The sequence below is a fragment of the Kitasatospora sp. NPDC028055 genome (genome assembly GCF_040637885.1).
Lineage (GTDB): Bacteria > Actinomycetota > Actinomycetes > Streptomycetales > Streptomycetaceae > Kitasatospora.
Genome location: NZ_JBEZXE010000051.1, coordinates 16,673 through 34,241, shown reverse-complemented (window position 1 = coordinate 34,241; position 17,569 = coordinate 16,673). Strand labels below are relative to the sequence as shown.

At 75.9% G+C, this 17,569-nt stretch carries 5 protein-coding genes; 3 read left to right on the top strand and 2 right to left on the bottom strand.

All coding sequences use genetic code 11. The features are described from left to right. Positions 1-26: 26 nt before the first annotated feature. Positions 27-12,101: an SDR family NAD(P)-dependent oxidoreductase gene (locus AB0F71_RS33550; RefSeq protein WP_360242737.1), complete on the bottom strand. Its 12,075-nt coding sequence runs from the start codon at positions 12,099-12,101 to the stop codon at positions 27-29. 192 nt (positions 12,102-12,293) lie between these two features. Here AB0F71_RS33550 and AB0F71_RS33545 point away from each other — a divergent pair, with 192 nt between their 5' ends. The 3 genes from AB0F71_RS33545 to AB0F71_RS33535 all read left to right on the top strand — a co-directional run bounded on the left by AB0F71_RS33545 (position 12,294) and on the right by AB0F71_RS33535 (position 16,178). Continuing rightward, on the top strand, positions 12,294-13,754 hold the full coding sequence (locus tag AB0F71_RS33545; RefSeq protein WP_360242734.1) for an NDP-hexose 2,3-dehydratase family protein: 1,461 nt from the start codon (positions 12,294-12,296) through the stop codon (positions 13,752-13,754). 106 nt (positions 13,755-13,860) lie between these two features. Beyond that, a complete protein-coding gene (locus tag AB0F71_RS33540; RefSeq protein ID WP_360242731.1) occupies positions 13,861-14,631 on the top strand; it encodes an alpha/beta fold hydrolase in 771 nt (256 codons plus the stop codon). A 23-nt stretch (positions 14,632-14,654) separates the two neighbouring features. Next, complete coding sequence (locus tag AB0F71_RS33535; protein ID WP_360242728.1) at positions 14,655-16,178, top strand: FAD-binding oxidoreductase; 1,524 nt, start codon at positions 14,655-14,657, stop codon at positions 16,176-16,178. A 118-nt stretch (positions 16,179-16,296) separates the two neighbouring features. Here the strand turns inward: AB0F71_RS33535 and AB0F71_RS33530 are convergent, their stop codons facing one another. Further along, the gene (locus tag AB0F71_RS33530; protein ID WP_360242725.1) at positions 16,297-17,568 is read right to left on the bottom strand and encodes a nucleotide disphospho-sugar-binding domain-containing protein; all 1,272 of its coding nucleotides are present in this window, start codon (positions 17,566-17,568) and stop codon (positions 16,297-16,299) included. Between the last annotated feature and the right edge of the window lies 1 nt (position 17,569).

Genomic DNA, 17,569 nt, shown 5'->3' with positions numbered 1-17,569 from the left:
GCCGGAGCCGCTCCCCCCGGCGACGGTTACCCCTGGCGGAACTCGCGGTCGATCAGGTCCATCAGCTCGTCGGCCGAGGCCGTCCCGATCCCGGCGCCGCCCGGGGCGCCGTCGGTCGTGCCGTCGGGGGCCCCGTCCACGGGTGCGCCCGCGGATCCGTTCCCGGATCCGTTCCCCGCGCCCGCATCCTGCGGGCCGCCGGCTGCGGCCCTCGGGCGGAAGGCCAGCAGTCGCAGGCGCTGGTCGATCGACGCGTCCGAGTCCTCCTGGGGCAGCGCCGCCAACGCGGCCTCCAGCTGGTCGAGGTAGGCGAGCACCGCCTCGGCGGGCGACTGCTCCGGCGGGGCGAGACGCTCCCTCAGGTACGCGGCCAGGGCCCCCACCGTCGGGTAGTCGAAGACCAGGGTCGCCGGCAGCGTGAGACCGGTCGCCCGGCTGAGCCGGTTGCGCAGCTCGATCGCGGTCAGCGAGTCGAAGCCCAGCTCCTGGAAGGCGCGGTCGGTGGCGATGCCGGCCGGTGAGCCGTGGCCCAGGACGGCGGCCGTGTGGCCGTGCACCACCTCGGCCACCAAGGCCAGTTGGTCGGCCGGTGCCCGGCCGGTGAGCCGTTCGGCGAGGGCGGGGCCGGTGTCGTCCACCCGGCGCTGCGGCATCCGGACCAGTCCGCGCAGGACCGGCGGCAGGGCGTCGGCGGCCGCCTGGGCGCGCAGGGCCCGCAGGTCGAGTTCGGCCAGGACCAGGGCCGCGGGGCCCGCGTCGAGGGCGGCGTCGAAGCGGTCCAGCGCGTCCGGCGTGGTGAGCCGGGCGAGGCCGCGGCGGACCGAGCCCGTCCCCCGGGCGCCCTCGGTGTGGGCGGTGAGCGCGCTGGTCTGCTCCCACGGGCCCCAGGCCAGGGACACCGCGGGCAGCCCCCGGGCCTGCCGGTGGGTGGCGAGCGCGTCGAGGAAGCTGTTGGCGGCGGCGTAGTTGGCCTGGCCGGGGGCACCGAGGACGCCCGCGGCGGAGGAGAACAGCACGAACGCCGACAGCCCGAGGTGCTCGGTCAGGGCGTGCAGGTGCCACGCGGCGTCGGCCTTCGGGCGCAGCACGGCGTCGAGCCGCTCCGGGGTGAGCCCGGCCACGGTGGCGTCGTCCAGCGTTCCGGCGGCGTGGACCACCGCGGTCAGCGGGTGCTCGCCGGGGACCGCCGCGAGCACCGCGGCGAGTGCCTCGCGGTCCGCCGTGTCGCAGGCGGTGACGGTGACGGTGGCGCCGAGGCCGCCGAGTTCGGCGGCCAGCTCGCCGGCGCCGTCCGCCAGCGGGCCGCTGCGGCTGATCAGCAGCAGGTGGTCGACGCCGTGCGCGGTCACCAGGTGTCGGGCGACGAGGCCGCCCAGGGTGCCGGTGCCGCCGGTGACCAGGACCGTGCCGCCCGGCCCGAAGGACGAGGGCGCCGACCCCGGCACGGGCCCGGACTCCGGTACGGGCGCGGCCGAGGGCACGGGCGCGGCGGCCGCCGGCCGGGCCAGCCGAGGCAGGTGGACCCTGCCTCCGCGCACCGCGGCCTGCGGCTCCCCGGCGGCGACGGCCGCGGCGAGCGCGTCCTCGGTGGTGTCCGCGTCCACGTCGACGAGCAGGAACCTGAACGGGTTCTCCGACTGCGCGCTGCGGACCAGCCCCCAGACGGCGGCCGCCGCGAGGTCCGGCACGTCCTCGTGCGCGGTGACGGGCGTGCCGTCCCGGTCCGTGACGGCGACCGCGCCGCGCGAGAGCAGGACCAGCGTCGCCCCGGCGAACGCCTCCTCGGTCAGCCACTGCTGGACCAGTCCCAGTGCGTGGCGGGTCGCCCGGCGCGCCCGTTCGGCCGGGTCGCCCGACCCCGCCCGCGCGCCGCCGCAGTCCACCACCACGGCGTCCGGTGCCGGGGCGCCGGCCGCGACGGCCGCGCGCAGCGCGTCCAGATCGGCGTACCGGGGGGAGCGGTCGCCGGTGACGCCGGCCACGCCGACCAGGGCCAGCGACGGCGCGGCCTCGCCGGCCGGGCCGGCCTCGACCCACCGGGTGGCCAGCAGCGGCCCCCGGCCGCGGCCGGCCCCGAGCCCGCCCGGGCCCTGGGTCAGCGGCCGCAGCCGCAGCGCCCCGATCCGCCCGAGCGGGCGGCCGGCGCCGTCGGCCAGGTCCAGCCCCACGGAGCGGTCGGCGCCGGAGCGCACCCGGACGCGCAGCGTGCGTCCGGCGGCCGCCTCCAGCGAGAGACCGGTCCACGAGAACGGCAGCAGCACCGCCGACCCGTCGGCCGCGTCGGCCGGTGCGGGCGGCGCCGCCATCAGGGCGTGCAGGGCGGCGTCGAGCAGTGCGGGGTGGACGCCGAACCCCTCCGGGTCGACGTCCTCGGGGAGGGCGACCTCGGCGTAGAGGTCGCCCTCCCGCCGCCAGACCGCCCGCAAGCCCTGGAACACCGGTCCGTAGACCTGGCCCTTGGCGGTGAAGCGGTCGTACGCGGCGCCGGCGTCGAGCCGTTCGGCCCCGTCCGGCGGCCACACGGTCAGCGGCTCCGCCGCCGGGCCCGCGGCCACGGCCAGCGACCCGGTGGCGTGGAGCGTCCACTCCGCGTCCGGGTCGTCGGACTCGGGGCGCGAGTGCACCGTGACGGGGCGCGCACCGTCCTCCTCGGCCAGGACGACGACCTGCAGGTGGACGGCGCCCTGCTCGGGAAGCACCAGCGGCGCGAGCAGGGTGATCTCGTCCACCGCCGCGCAGCCGGTCTCGCGCGCCGCGTACAGCGCCAGTTCGACGAAGGCGGTGCCGGGCACCAGGGCGGCGTCCTCCACCCGGTGGTCGGACAGCCACGGGTGGCTGCGCAGGGAGACCCGCCCGCTGAGGATCCGCCGGCCGTCGGCGGCGACCGACAGCCCGGCCGAGACCAGCGGGTGCCCGGTGTCGGCCAGCCCGGCGGCCGAGACGTCGCCGGCCACCGTCGAGGGCTTGAGCCAGTACGGGGTGCGCTGGAACGCGTACGTCGGCAGGGCGGGCCGTGCGGTGGCGGGGGCGAGCACCGTCGTCCAGTCGACCGGGGCGCCGTGGGTGTAGGCCCGGGCGAGGGCGGCCAGCAGCTCCCGGCCGCCGTCCTCGTCGCGCCGCAGGGTGCCGAGGGCGTGCGCCGGGACCTCGGCGCGTTCGATGGTCTGCTGCACGCCGACGGTCAGCACCGGGTGCGGCGCGGACTCGACGAACAGCCGGTGGCCGCTGCCCAGCAGCGCCTCGGTGGCCTCGGCGAACCGGACGGTGTGCCGCAGGTTGCGGTACCAGTAGTCGGCGTCCAGTTCGGCGGTGTCGATGATCGTGCCGGTGAGGGTGGAGTAGAACGGCACGGTGCCGGTCCGCGGGCTGACTGGGGCCAGCACCTCCAGCAGCTCGTCGCGCAGCGCGTCGATGTGCGGGGTGTGCGAGGCGTAGTCGACGGGGATCAGCCGGGCCCGGACGCCCTCGGCCCGGTACCGCTCGACGAACGCCCGGACGGCGTCCGCGCCGCCCGCGACGACCGTGCTGTCCGGCCCGTTGACCGCGGCCAGGTGGACGTCGTCGGCCTCGGCCAGGCGGGCGGCCACCTCCTCGGCGGGCAGCGGCACCGAGGCCATGGTGCCCGTCCCGGCGAGCCGGGTCAGGACCCTGCTGCGGAGCGCGACCACGCGGGCCGCGTCGTCCAGCGACAGCGCCCCCGCCACGTAGGCGGCGGCGATCTCCCCCTGGGAGTGGCCGACGACCGCGTCCGGGAGGACACCGGCGGACTTCCAGAGCTCGGCCAGCGAGGTCATCACGGCGAACAGCGCGGGCTGGACCACGTCGACCCGCGACAGGTCGGCCGCGCCCGGTCCGCCGCGCAGGGTGTCGAGCAGCGACCAGTCGGTGTGGCGGTCGATCGCGTCGGCGCAGGCGGCCAGGTGCGCGGCGAACACCGGTGAGCGTTCCAGCAGGTCGAGCGCCATGCCGTCCCACTGCGAGCCCTGGCCGGGGAAGACCAGGACGGTTCGGCCCGGCCCGGAGGCGGCGGCCGGGCCGTGGACCAGGGCCGGGTGCGGCCGGTCGGCAGCGAGCGCGGCCAGCGCTGCCGCCAGCTCGCCGCGGTCGCGGCCGAGGACGACGGCGCGGTGCTCGAACGCCTCCCGGCCGGTGGCCAGCGCCCAGGCCGTGTCGGCCGGGTCGGCCGCGCCGTCGCCCGCCGCGTATCCCGCGAGCCGGGCGGCCTGGGCGCGCAGCGCCGCCGGCGTCCGGCCCGACACCGGCCAGGGCAGCGCGGCGGCGCCCGGGTCCGGTACCAGGACGGCCGGGTCGGCGGCGGGTGCCGGCGCGGTGGCGCGGTCGGCGGCGGCCGGCTGCTCCAGGATGACGTGGGCGTTGGTGCCGCTGATGCCGAACGCGGACACGCCCGCCCGCCGGGCCCGCCCGGTCTCCGGCCACGGCACCGCCCTGGTGAGCACCGAGACGGCTCCGGACTCCCAGTCGACGTGCGGCGTGGGCTCGTCGACGTGCAGGATCGCCGGCAGCCGGCCGTGCCGCATCGCCTGGACCGTCTTGATCACGCTCGCCACGCCGGCGGCCTGCTGGGTGTGGCCGATGTTGGACTTGACCGAGCCGATCCAGAGCGGCTGTCCGTCGGGCCGGTCCTGCCCGTAGGTGGCCAGCAGGGCCTGGGCCTCGATCGGGTCGCCGAGCGTGGTCCCGGTGCCGTGCGCCTCGACCGCGTCCACGTCCGCCGGGGTGATGCCCGCACTGGCGAGGGCCTGCTCGATCACCCGCTGCTGGGAGGGCCCGTTGGGGGCGGTCAGGCCGTTGCTGGTGCCGTCGGAGTTCACGGCCGAGCCGCGCACCACCGCGAGCACCTGGTGCCCGTTGCGCCGGGCGTCCGACAGCCGCTCGACCAGCAGCAGACCGACGCCCTCGGAGAAGACGGTGCCGTCGGCGCCCGCCCCGAACGGCTTGCAGTGCCCGTCCGGCGCGAGGCCGCGCTGGCGGCTGAAGCCGACGAAGACGCTCGGTGAGGGCATCACGGTGACGCCGCCGGCCAGCGCGAGGTCGCACTCGCCGTTGCGCAGCGACTGCGCTGCCAGGTGCAGCGCCACCAGCGACGACGAGCAGGCCGTGTCGACGGTCATCGCCGGGCCCTCCAGGCCGAGGGCGTAGGCGATCCGGCCGGACGCGACGCTGCTGGCCGCACCGGTCAGCAGGTAGCCCTCGACCGCCTCGGCCTCCCGCGACGCGCTGGCCGGGTATCCGTAGGACGTCATGCCGACGAAGACGCCGGTACGGCTGCGCCGCAGCGTCCCGGCGGGAATGCCGGCCCGCTCCAGGGCCTCCCAGGCGGTCTCCAGCAGGACGCGCTGCTGCGGGTCGGTTCCCAGCGCCTCGCGCGGGCTCATGCCGAAGAACTCGGCGTCGAAGTGCCCGGCCTCCTCCAGGAAGCCGCCCCGGTCGACGTACGAGGTGCCGGGGTGGTCGGGGTCGGGGTCGAAGAGGGTGTCCAGGTCCCAGCCGCGGTCCTCGGGGAAGCCCGCCACCGTCTCCCGGCCGGTGTCGACCACGTCCCACAGGTCGTCCGGGGACCGGACGCCGCCCGGGAAACGGCAGGCCATCGCGACGATCACGACCGGGTCGTCGGTGCCGCCGGACGCGGCCCTGGCGCTGACGGCGGCGCCCTCGGTCCGGCCGCCCAGCCGCTCGCGCAGGTACTCGGCGAGCGCGGCCGCGCTCGGGTGGTCGAAGACCAGGGTGGCGGGCAGCCGCAGGCCGGTCTCGGTGTTCAGGCGGTTGCGCAGTTCGACGGCGGTCAGCGAGTCGAACCCGATCTCCTGGAACGGGCGCCGGGGGTCGATCGTCTCCGGCGCGGGGTGGCCGAGCACGGCGCCGACGTTGCCGCGCACCAGGTCCAGCAGCAGGCCGCGCTGCTCGGCCGCGGAACGGCCGGCGAGTTCCCGCGCCAGCGAGCCCTGGACGGCGCTCCGGCCGCCGGCCCGGCGGCGGGCGGGGCGCAGGAAGCCGCGCAGTACCGCGGGCGCCGCCCGGGTCTCGGCCGCCGCCCGGACCGCGGCCAGGTTGATCCCGGCGGGGACCAGGTCGGCGCGGCCCCCGGCGAGCCCGGCGTCGAACAACGCGAGCGCCTCGGCGTCGGACATGGTGGTGAGCAGGCTGTGCGCGACGGCGTGCTGCTTCTCCTCGAAGAGGTCGGCGGTGATGCCGCTGGCGCTCTCCCACAGGCCCCAGGCGAGCGAGACCGCGGGCAGGCCCAGCGCGTGCCGGTGCGCCGCCAGCGCGTCGAGGAAGGTGTTGCCCGCCGCGTAGTTGGCCTGCCCCGGGTTGCCGAGAGTGCCGGCGAGCGAGGAGAACAGCACGAACGCGGTGAGGTCGAGGTCGCGGGTGAGCTCGTGCAGGTGCCAGGCGGCGTCGACCTTGGGGCGCAGCACCGGGCCGAGCTGACCGGGCTCCAGGACGGTGACGGCGGCGTCGTCGGTGACGCCCGCGGAGTGCACGACGGCGGTGAGCGGGTGCTCGGGCGGGATCGTGCCGAGCACCCGTCGCAGCTCCTCCCGGTCGGCCGTGTCGCAGGCCAGCACGGTCACCTCGGCGCCCGCCGCGGCCAACTCGGCCCGGAGTTCGCCGGCTCCGGCCGCGTCGGGGCCGCGCCGGCCCACCAGCAGCAGGTGCCGGACGCCGTGCTCGGCGACCAGGTGCCGGGCGACCGCCGCGCCGAGCGTGCCGGTGCCGCCGGTCACCAGCACGGTGCCGTCGGCGGCGAGCGGCCGGGGGACGGTGAGGACGAGCTTGCCGGTGTGCTTGGCCTGGCTCATCAGCCGGAACGCCTGGGGCGCCGCGCGGACGTCGAAGGCGCTGACCGGGAGGGGGTGCAGGACTCCCTCCTCGAACAGCCGGCCCAGCTCCGCGAGCATCCCCCGGACGTGGTCCGGGCCCGCCTCGACCGTCTCGAACGCCCGGTAGTCGACGCCCGGGTGCCGCGTCGCCACCTCGTCGGCGTCGCGGACGTCGGTCTTGCCCATCTCCAGGAAGGACCCGCCGCGGGGCAGCAGGCGGAGCGAGGCGTCCACGAAGTCGCCGGCCAGTGAGTCCAGGACGACGTCGAAGCCCTCCCCGCCGGTCGCGGCCAGGAACTCCTCCTCGAAGGCGAGCGTCCGGGAGTCGGCGATGTGCGCGTCGTCGAAGCCCGCCGAGCGGAGCGCGTCCCACTTGGGGCGGCTGGCGGTCGCGAAGACCTCCGCGCCCCAGTGCCGGGCCAGCTGCACGGCGGCCGTGCCGACCCCGCCGGTGGCGGCGTGCACGAGCAGCCGCTGCCCGGGCCGCAGCCCCGCCAGGTCGTGCAGCGCGTAGTAGGCGGTCAGGAACGCGACCGGTGCCGCGGCGGCCTGGACGAACGTCCAGCCGGACGGCACCCGGGTCAGCGCGCGCCGGTCGGCCACCGCCACGGGGCCGACCGCGCCCTCCGGGAACAGCCCCATGACGGCGTCGCCGGGCGCGAGGCCGGTGACGCCCGGGCCGGTCTCCAGCACCACGCCGGCGGCCTCGCTGCCGATGGCCGCCTCGCCCGGGTACAGGCCGAGCGCGATCAGCACGTCGCGGAAGTTCACCCCGGCGGCCCGGACGGCGACCCGCACCTCCCCGGCCTCCAGCGGCCGTTCGAGGGCGGGGGAGGGCTCCAGGACGAGGTTGTCGACGGTGCCCGCCGCGGTGGTCGACAGCCGCCAGGCGGCGCCCGCGGGCGGGGTCAGCAGGGCCTCGGTGTCGGCGTGGACCAGCCGGGCCGCGAAGGCGGAGCCGTCGCGCAGGGCGAGCTGCGGCTCCTGCGCGGCGAGGGCCTCGGGCAGCCGGCGCACGGAGGACTCCCGGCCGTCGAGGTCCACCAGGGCGAACCGATCCGGCCGCTCCAGCTGGGCGACCCGTACGAAGCCCCAGGCGGGGGCGTCGGCCAGGCCGGTGACGTGCTCCCCGGCCCGGACGGCGACCGCGTGCTCGGTGACCACGACCAGCCGGCTGTCCTCCAGCCGCTCGTCGGCCAGCCACTGCTGGACCAGGCCGTGGATCCGGTGGGTGGTGGCATGGGCGCCGTCGACCGGCTCCCCGGCACCGGTGTCCGGACCCGCCGCGCCCCCGGCTCCGGCCGGGCCCCGCGCCGTGGCGAACGCGACCACCGTCGCCGGGAGCGGCACGCCCGCGTCGGCCTCCCGCAGCAGTGCCGCGAGGTCGTCGGCCTCCCGGGGCCGCCCGTCGAGCCACTCGACGGGGTGCGGGAACGCGCCGAGCACCGCCCAGCCGGCCGGGTCGTCGCGCTCGGCGGGGGCCGTCACGGGCTGCCAGGAGAGGCGGTACAGCGCGTCCCGGCGGACGGCCGGCGCGGCGCTCCGCCCGTCGGCGAGCGGCCGTACCGTCAGTGCCTCCACCGAGGCCACCGGTGCGCCGCTCCGGTCCGTGATCGACAGCCCGACGGTCTCCGGCCCGGACAGTGTGAGCCGCACCCGCACCGCCGTCGCCCCGACGGCGTGCACGGCCACCCCGCGCCAGGCGAAGGGCAGCCTGGTCCGGCCGTCGTGCTCGGCGCCGCTCAGCGCCGTCACGTGCAGTGCGGCGTCGAACAGCGCCGGATGCAGGGCGAACCCGCGGACGTCGGCGCCCGCGGGCAGCTCGACCTCCGCGAACAGGTCGTCACCCAGCCGCCAGGCGGCCCGCAGCCCCCGGAAGACCGGGCCGTACTCCAGGCCGAGGGCGCCGAGCCGCGGATACACCTCCGCCGTCTCCAGCCGGGTCGCCCCCGCCGGCGGCCACTCCTCGACGGGCTGCTCCGCCGGCGGCGCGGACGGGGCCAGCACCCCGGTCGCGTGGCGGGTCCACGGGACGTCCTCGGAGTCCGGGCCGTCGTCCTCCGGCTGCGAGTGGATGCCGACGGCGCGCTCGCCGTCCGGTCCCGGCGCGCCGACCATCACCTGGATCCGGACCGCGTCCCGCCCGGGCAGCACCAGCGGGGCGTGCAGGGTCAGTTCGGCCAGTTCGCCGCAGCCGACCCGGAACGCCGCGTGCAGGGCGAGTTCGGCGAACCCGGTGGCCGGCACGATCACCGAGCCGTGGACCGCGTGGTCGGCCAGCCAGGGATGGGTGCGCAGCGACAGCCGGCCGGAGAACAGGTGGCCGGTGCCGTCGGCCAGCACGGTCTCGGCGGCCAGCAGCGGGTGGTCGGCCGAGCCCAGCCCGGCCGACCGGACGTCGCCGGCGGCCCCGGCCGCGTCCGGCCAGTAGCGCTCCCCGGCGAAGGCGTAGGTCGGCAGGTCGACGGGCGTCGCCGGGCGGCCGGGCGCGATCCGCGTCCAGTCCGGGCGGGCGCCGTTGACGTGCGCCTCGGCGAAGGACTCCAGCAGCCGGGCCCGGTCGCCGTGGTCGCGCCGGAGCGTGCCGTGCGCGACCGCCTCGGCACCGGCGTCCTCGATCGTGTCCTGGATCGCGGCGGTGAGCACCGGGTGGGCGCTCACCTCGATGAACAGTGTGTGCCCGTCGGCCAGCAGGGCCCGGGTGGTCTCCTCGAAGCGCACCGGCTGCCGCAGGTTGCGGTACCAGTACGCCGGGTCGAGGGCCTCCTCCTCGCCGAGCGGAGCCGCCGTGACGGTGGAGTAGAAGGGGACGCCGGTCGGCTGCGGCACGATCCCGGCCAGCGCCTCCCCGATCCGTTCCCTGACGGCCTCCACGAACGGGGTGTGCGAGGCGTAGTCGACCGGGATCAGCCGGGCCGGGACCCGGTCGGCCCGGCACGCGTCGACCAGTTCCCGCAGCTCCTCCGGCGCGCCCGCCACCACCGTGGAGCCCGGTGCGTTGACCGCGGCGACGCTCAGGCTCCGCCGGTCCGGGCGGTCCAGCAGCCGCGCGGTCTCCGCCGCCGGCAGCGGCACGGAGGCCATGCCGCCGGTGCCGGCCAGGTCGAGCAGGGCGCGGCTGCGCAGCGCCACGATCCGCGCGGCGGCGTCCAGCGACAGCGCCCCGGCGATGTGGGCGGCCGCGATCTCGCCCTGGGAGTGGCCCACCACCGCGTCCGGACGGACCCCGGCGGCCTGCCACACGCGGGCCAGCGAGACCATCACGGCGAACAGCGCCGGCTGCACCACGTCGACCCGGTCCAGCGTCGGTGCGTCCGGCGCGCCGTGCAGCACGTCGAGGAGCGACCAGTCGGTGTAGGGGGCGAGGGCGTCGGCGCAGGCGTGCAGGTGCTCGCGGAAGACCGCGGAGTCCTCCAGCAGGTCGACCGCCATGCGCTCCCACTGGGAGCCCTGTCCGGGGAACACGAACACCGTTCGGGCCGTGGTGCCCCGGCCGCGGACGACGTGGGCGCCGGGCTTTCCGTCGGCCAGTGCCCGCAGGCCGTCCAACAGCTCCTCACGGGTGCCGGCGACGACCGCCGCGCGGTGCTCGTGGTGCTCGCGCTCGACGGCCAGCGCGTGCGCGGCGTCGGCGGACGGCAGCTCGGGGCGGGCGGCCGCGAAGTCCAGCAGCCGCTGGGCCTGGCCGCGCAGGGAGCGCTCGCTGCGGGCCGACACCAGCCAGGGGAGGGCGCCGTCGGCCAGCAGGGGCGGGGCGGCGGCCTCGGCCGAAGCAGCGGGCGCGACGTCGGCGTCGGGGGCGGCGTCGGGGGCGGCCGGGTCCGGTGCGGCCGGCTCGGGGCGCGGCGGTGCGGCCTCCAGGACGATGTGAGCGTTGGTTCCGCCGACGCCGAACGAGGAGACGGCGGCGCGGCGCGGCCGCCCGGTCTCCGGCCACGGCCGGGCCGAGGTCAGCAGCCGGACGTTGCCCGCCTCCCAGTTGACGTGCGGTGTCGGGGCGTCGACGTGCAGGGTCCTCGGGAGCAGCCCGTGCTGGAGCGCCAGCACCATCTTGATGACGCCCGCCACCCCGGCGGCGCCCTGCGGGTGGCCGATGTTGGACTTCACCGAGCCGAGCCAGAGCGGCTCGCCGTCGGTGCGGTTCTGTCCGTAGGTGGCGAGCAGCGCCTGCGCCTCGATCGGGTCGCCGAGCGTGGTGCCGGTGCCGTGCGCCTCGACGGCGTCGACGTCCCCGGTGGTCAGCCGGGCATCGGCCAGCGCCAGCTCGATGACCCGCTGCTGGGACGGCCCGTTGGGCGAGGTCAGACCATTGCTGGCGCCGTCCGAGTTGACCGCCGAGCCGCGCAGCACGGCCAGCACGCGGTCGCCGTCCCGGTGGGCGTCCGACAGCCGTCGCAGCATCAGCAGGCCGACGCCCTCGCCCCAGCCCAGGCCGTCGGCGGCGGCCGCGAACGGCTTGCAGCGCCCGTCCGGAGCCAGGCCGCGCTGGCGGCTGAACTCGGTGTACCAGGCGGAGGTGGCCATGATGGTGACCCCGCCGGCCAGGGCCCGGTCGCACTCGCCGCCGCGCAGCGCTTGGATCGCCAGGTGCAGGGCCGCCGCAGAGGAGGAGCACGCGGTGTCCACCGTGAGCGCCGGGCCCTCCAGCCCGTACGCGTAGGCGATCCGCCCGGACATGATGCTGCTCTGGGTGCCGGTCAGGACGTAGCCCTCGACCTGGTCGACGGCCGGCGCGAGGCTCTGGTTGTAGGTCTGCCCGATGCTGCCGACGAACACCCCGGTGCGGGTCCCGCGCAGTGCCGCGGGAGGGATTCCGGCCCGCTCGAAGGTCTCCCACGCGACCTCCAGCAGCTGGCGCTGCTGCGGGTCCATCGCGAGGGCCTCACGGGGGCTGATCCCGAAGAAGTCGGCGTCGAAGCGGTCGGCGCCCTCCAGGAACGAGCCGTCCCGGGTGTAGCTCTTGCCGGGGGCGTCGGGGTCGGGGTCGTAGATGTCGTCGATGTCCCACCCGCGGTCGCCGGGGACGCGCGCGACGGCGTCCCGCTCCGACAGCAGCAGTTCCCAGAGCGCCTCGGGCGAGTCCACCCCGCCGGGGAAGCGGCAGCCCATGGACACCACCGCGATGGGCTCGTGCTCGCGGTCCTCGACCTCCGCGAGGCGTCGGCGGACCTGACGGAGACCCGCGGTCGTCCGATTCAGATAGTCACGCAGCTTCGCCTCGTTGGCCGTCGGGCCCAGAGCAGCCGAGTCGGAATTCATCCGCTTTCCCCGCCTCGCATCGGTCAATAGGAATTGCCGCCGAGAATCGCACCGGCGGCTAACGGAGGCCTTGGCCGATGCTAAAACCGCATGCCGGAAGAGGGGCCTCCGGGCGGGAATTCGGCCGGTTTTAGCGCGGGTTTAAAGCGGGGCGTCACCATATGTGCCGGCGCTTCTGCAGAGGGGTGAATTATGAGCGAAATTCTCAGTCGGCCGTCCGCGTCGGCCGAGGTCCTGCCCGACGGCCCGCGCGTCACGCGGTCGGGGCTGGCCACCGAGGGTGTCCTGACGACGAACGAGGAGTTCGCGGCCTGGCTCGGCGAGCGTGAGACGACCGACCGGATGACGGTCGAGCGGGTCCCGCTGGCCGACCTCAAGGGCTGGCACTTCACCGAGGGCAGGGCCTCGCTCGTCCACGACAGCGGGAAGTTCTTCAGCATCCGGGGGGCGGACGTCACCTCGACCGGGCCCGGACCGCGGGCCTGGCAGCAACCGCTCATCCATCAGCCCGAGGTCGGCATACTCGGCTTGCTGGCCAAGGAGTTCGGGGGCGTCCTGCACTTCCTGATGCAGGCCAAGATCGAGCCGGGAAACCGCCGGCAGCTCCAGCTGTCGCCGACCGTGCAGGCCACCCGGAGCAACTACACCAAGGTGCACGGCGGGGCGGCGATCCCGTATCTGGACCACTTCCTGCCGGAAGGCCGGGGCCGGGTGATCGCCGATGTGCTCCAGTCCGAGCAGGGCGCCTGGTTCCTGGGCAAGCGCAACCGCAACATGGTCGTGGAGACCACCGACGAGATCGAGGTCCGGGACAACTTCCGGTGGCTGACGTACGGTCAGATACGGCGACTGCTGGCCGTGCCGAACCTGGTCAACATGGACTCCCGGACGGTGCTCGCCTGCGTGCCGATCGCCACGGACGGACTGCCGGACGGCTCGGACGGCCCGTTGGCGGACGCGCCCGACCCGGAGTTCGCCGCCGAGCTGTGGCACTCCCTGCGGGCCGCCGACGCCGACGGCCGCCACACCGACGCCGAGATCTCCGCCTGGCTCAACGACGTGCGGGTCGACACCCCGCTCGCCGTCGGACCGATCGAACTGACCGGGCTGCGGGAGTGGCAGGTGTCGGACGACGAGATCGCGCACCGGCAGGGCAAGCACTTCCGCATCATCGGCGTCTCGGTGCGCGGCCGGCGCGAGGTCGACGCGTGGCAGCAGCCCCTGCTGGCCCCCGTCGACGTCGGCATCGTCGCCTTCCTGACCCGCCGGATCGACGGGGTCCTGCACGTCCTGATGCGCGCGGCGGTCGAACCCGGCTTCCTGGACGTCGTGGAGCTCGGCCCCACCGTGCAGTGCAGCCCCGCCACCTACGCGGACGCTCCGCCGGAGCGGCGGCCCCGCTTCTACGACTACGTGCTCGGCGCGACGGACAACGTCCGCTACGACGTCCTGCTCTCCGAGGAGGGCGGCCGCTTCTACCACGCCGAGTGCCGCTACCTGGTCGTCGACTGCGGTGACCTTCCGGAGGCCCTGGAGCCGCACCCGGACTTCCGCTGGATGACCGTCCGTCAGCTGACGGCCTGGGTGCAGCACCGCAACTGCGTCAACGTCCAGGCGCGCACCCTGCTCGCCTGCCTCAACTCGCTCTGGTAGAACGGCTGTGCGGATCGTCCGGAGGCAGGCGGAGACCGCCGGCCAGGCGGTGGGGGACAGCAGAGGAGACGGCCGGAGGGCGGCCGCGGAGACAGGAGGGGAACCGATGACGACGGTCTCGGACGAGGGCGCCCGCTGGTTCCGGCGATACGTCCCGGAGGCCCGGGATGCGCCGGTGCGGCTGGTCTGCCTGCCGCACGCGGGCGGCGCGGCCAGCTACTTCTTCCCGTTCGCCCAGGCGGTCGGGGAGCGCGTGGACGTCCTGGCGGCGCAGTACCCCGGCCGTCAGGACCGACGGCAGGAGCCCTGCATCGACGACATCGGGGCCCTGGCCGACGCCGCCTTCGCGGCGCTGCGCCCGTTCCTCGACCGGCCGGTGGCACTGTTCGGCCACAGCATGGGGGCCACCCTCGGGTTCGAGCTGGCGCGCCGGATCGAGACCGCCCCGGGGGCGACCCTGGTGCGGCTGTTCGCCTCCGGGCGCCGCGCGCCCTCGCGGCCGGGCGGGGAACTGGTGCACACCTTCGACGACGACCGCCTGCTCGCCGAAGTGGCCCGGCTCAGCGGCACCGACACCCGCGTCCTGGCCGACGACGAGCTGATGCGCTCGGCGCTGCCGGCGATCCGGGCCGACTACAAGGCCGCCGAGTCCTACCGGCTCGCCGGCGAGGCGGAGTTGGGCTGCCCGATCACCGCCCTCGCCGGCGACGCCGACCCCAAGACCTCGCTGGACGACGTCCGCGCCTGGGAACGGCACACGACGGCCGGCTTCGACCTGCACGTCTACGCCGGCGGTCACTTCTTCCTGGCCGAGCACCGGCAACCGATCGTGGACCTGATGACCGAGCAGCTGGCCGCGCACACGGCCCGGCGCTGAACGACGACGAAGGAGATCAACGCGTGCCCACTCGTAGAACACTGCTGAAGGGCGGCGCGCTCGCGCTGGCCGCGGCGGGCCTCGGCTCGATGGGAGCAGGCCCGGCCAGCCTGGCGGAGGCGTCCGACTGGAGCCGGCTGGGGAGCCGGCTGAAGGGCCGCCTGGTCCGGCCGCAGGACCCCGACTACGCGTTCGCCAAGCAGCTGAACTTCATGGCGTTCGACGCCGTGAACCCGGCCGGCATCGCCTACTGCGCGGATGCCGACGACGTCCGGACCTGCCTGTCCTTCGCCCACCACCACGGCATACCGGCCGTGCCCCGCAGCGGCGGGCACAGCTACGGCGGCTACTCCACCACCACCGGCCTGATCATCGACGTGTCGAAGCTCAACGGGATCCGGTTCGGCCCGCAGACCGCCGTCGTGGGCCCCGGCGCCCAGTTGGTGGACGTCGTCGACGCGGCCTCCGCCAACGGCGTGGCGCTCGCGGGCGGGATCTGTCCGACCGTCGCGATGGGCGGCTACCTGCAGGGCGGCGGCGTCGGCTGGCAGACCCGGGCGCTCGGCCTCGGCGCCGACTCGGTGGTGTCGGCGGAGGTCGTGCTCGCCGACGGGAAGGTGGTGACCGCCTCCGAGGAGGAGCACCCCGAACTGTTCTGGGCGCTGCGCGGCGGCGGTGGCGGCAACTTCGGCATCGTCACCCGCTACGAGCGGCGCCACACCACCATCCCGCGGATGGTCAACTACACGCTGGCCTGGCCCTGGGACAGCGCCGAGAAGGTGCTGGACGGCTGGCAGCACTGGCTGGCCGACTCGGCGCCCCGCGAGATCGGCGCCCGCTGCCTGCTCGGCCTGCTCGACGCCTCCCCGGGCGCCGCACCGTTCCTGCTCACCGACGGCACCTTCATCGGCTCGCCCGAGGAGCTCACGCCGCACCTGAACGCGCTGGCCGCGGCGATCGGCCAGACGCCGCCCTACCGCAACGTGCAGGAGCTGGGATACCGCGGCGGCATGATGTCCTGGTTCAAGTGCTCCACCAGCTCGGTCGCCCAGTGCCACCGGGTCGGCGACAACCCGCAGGCGAACCTGCCCCGCAGCGGGTTCAGCCTGAGCCGGTCGCGACTGTTCCGGGAGAACATGCCGGCCACCGGGTCGGCCGAGGTGCTCGCGGCCTTCGAGGCCGACCGCCGGGCCGGCCACGCCCGGATGGTGCACGTCTTCGCGCTGGGCGGGGCCTCCTCGGACATCGGCCGGACGGCGACCGCCTACGTCCACCGCGACATCCGGTTCTCGGTGGACTGGGCGACCGTGCTGCCGGCGGACAAGGCCACCGACGAGGAACAGGCGGCCGCCCGGGCGTGGATCGACAACGGCTTCGCCGTCACCGACCGGTACTCCGCGCACGAGACCTACCAGAACTACATCGACCCCGCGCTGGCGGACTGGCGGGAGTCGTACTACGCCGAGAACTATCCGCGGCTGGTCGAGGCGAAGAACGCGTACGACCCGCACGGGTTCTTCTCCTTCGAGCAGAGCATCGGCCGCTGACGATCCGTCACCCACCCCGGACGAGGGGCCCGGAACCCGGGCCCCTCGTCCGGGGCTTGGTGGTTTCCGGCGGTCGTCGGGCCCCTCGTCCGGGGCGGCGTCCGGCGGGCTCGGACGGTCAGACCAGCGCTTCGAGGGAGCGGACGATCTCGGCCGGCGTCGGCGCGCTCATGATCTCCTCGCGCACCTTCCGTGCCGACGCCCGGAAGGAGTCCTCGGTGAGCAGTCGGCCGACGGCCGCCCCGATCTCCGCCGGGCCCGCCTCGGTCGGGTCCAGGGTGATGCTCGCGCCGCCGGCGGCGAAGTTGGCCGCGTTGAACGGGTTGTCGGCCGTCTGCGGCATCATCACCTGCGGCAGGCCGTGCAGGGCCGCCGTGAGCAGCGAACTCGTCCCGCCCTGGTTGACGATGGCGGCGCAGCTCGGAAGGAACAGGTGGAGCGGCACGTTCTCGGCGATCCGGGCGTTGGCGGGCAGCGGCCCGATCTTGGCCCGGTCACCGGCGCTGATCGCCAGCACGACCTCCACGTCCAGGTCGGCGAGCCCGGCCACCACCTGCGGCAGGACGAACGCCTCGTCGCCGGCCAGCGCGGAGGTGGAGGTGCCCCAGGTGACACAGACCCGGGGGCGCCCGGGGCGGTCGAGCGCCCAGTCCGGTGCGGCCGCCGCGCCGTTGTAGGGGACGAACCGCATCGGCAGTCGCCCGGAGATGCCCGGCAGTTGCAGGCTGGTGGGCCACGGGTCGACGGTGCGGACCGGGTAGTCGTTGCGGATCTCCGCCCCGTACCGGTCGAACAGTTCGGGGAGTCCGGTGGGCCAGTGCGGGCGGACGGCGTCGCCGGCGCCGGGCAGGCCCTGCAGCGGCTGGCTGATCACCCGCAGCACGTCCGGCCCCCAGGTCTGGCGGACCAGCGGGATCCCGAGGGCCGCGGCGACCAGCGGCGCGGCGAACACCATCGAGTCGGCCACCACCAGGTCCGGCCGCCAGCGCTCGGCGAACCGCAGCAGGTCGGGCGCCATGCGGACGGCGGCCTCGACGAGCGGGGCCATGGTGGCGTCGCGGAGCTCGGCCAGCCGGGCGGCCTTCGGGTCGCCGGGGGCGGCCGGCCGGCCGTGCGGGCCGGTCGGGGAGGCCAGCCCGGTCCGGTCCCAGTCCTTCGCCGGCGCCTCGATCACCCGGTGGCCGCCGCGTGAACGGATCACGCCGTCCATCAGCTCGTAGCCGTGCCCGACCTCGACGGCGGGCAGGCCGACGCCGGTGACGGCCGGGGTGAGGTCCGGCAGGGCGGCGACCCGCACCTCGTGGCCGGCCGCCCGGAAGGCCCAGGCCAGCGGCACCATGTGGAACAGCGGTGTGGTCGTCGCGGCGACCGGTAGGAAGAGGATGCGCAAG

What these genes read in the sequence shown, in the direction of transcription:
- AB0F71_RS33540 (WP_360242731.1), top strand. Translation starts at nt 13,861, where the DNA reads ATGACGACGGTCTCGGACGAGGGCGCCCGCTGGTTCCGGCGATACGTC.
- AB0F71_RS33545 (WP_360242734.1), top strand. Translation starts at nt 12,294, where the DNA reads ATGAGCGAAATTCTCAGTCGGCCGTCCGCGTCGGCCGAGGTCCTGCCC.
- AB0F71_RS33550 (WP_360242737.1), bottom strand. Translation starts at nt 12,101, where the DNA reads ATGAATTCCGACTCGGCTGCTCTGGGCCCGACGGCCAACGAGGCGAAG.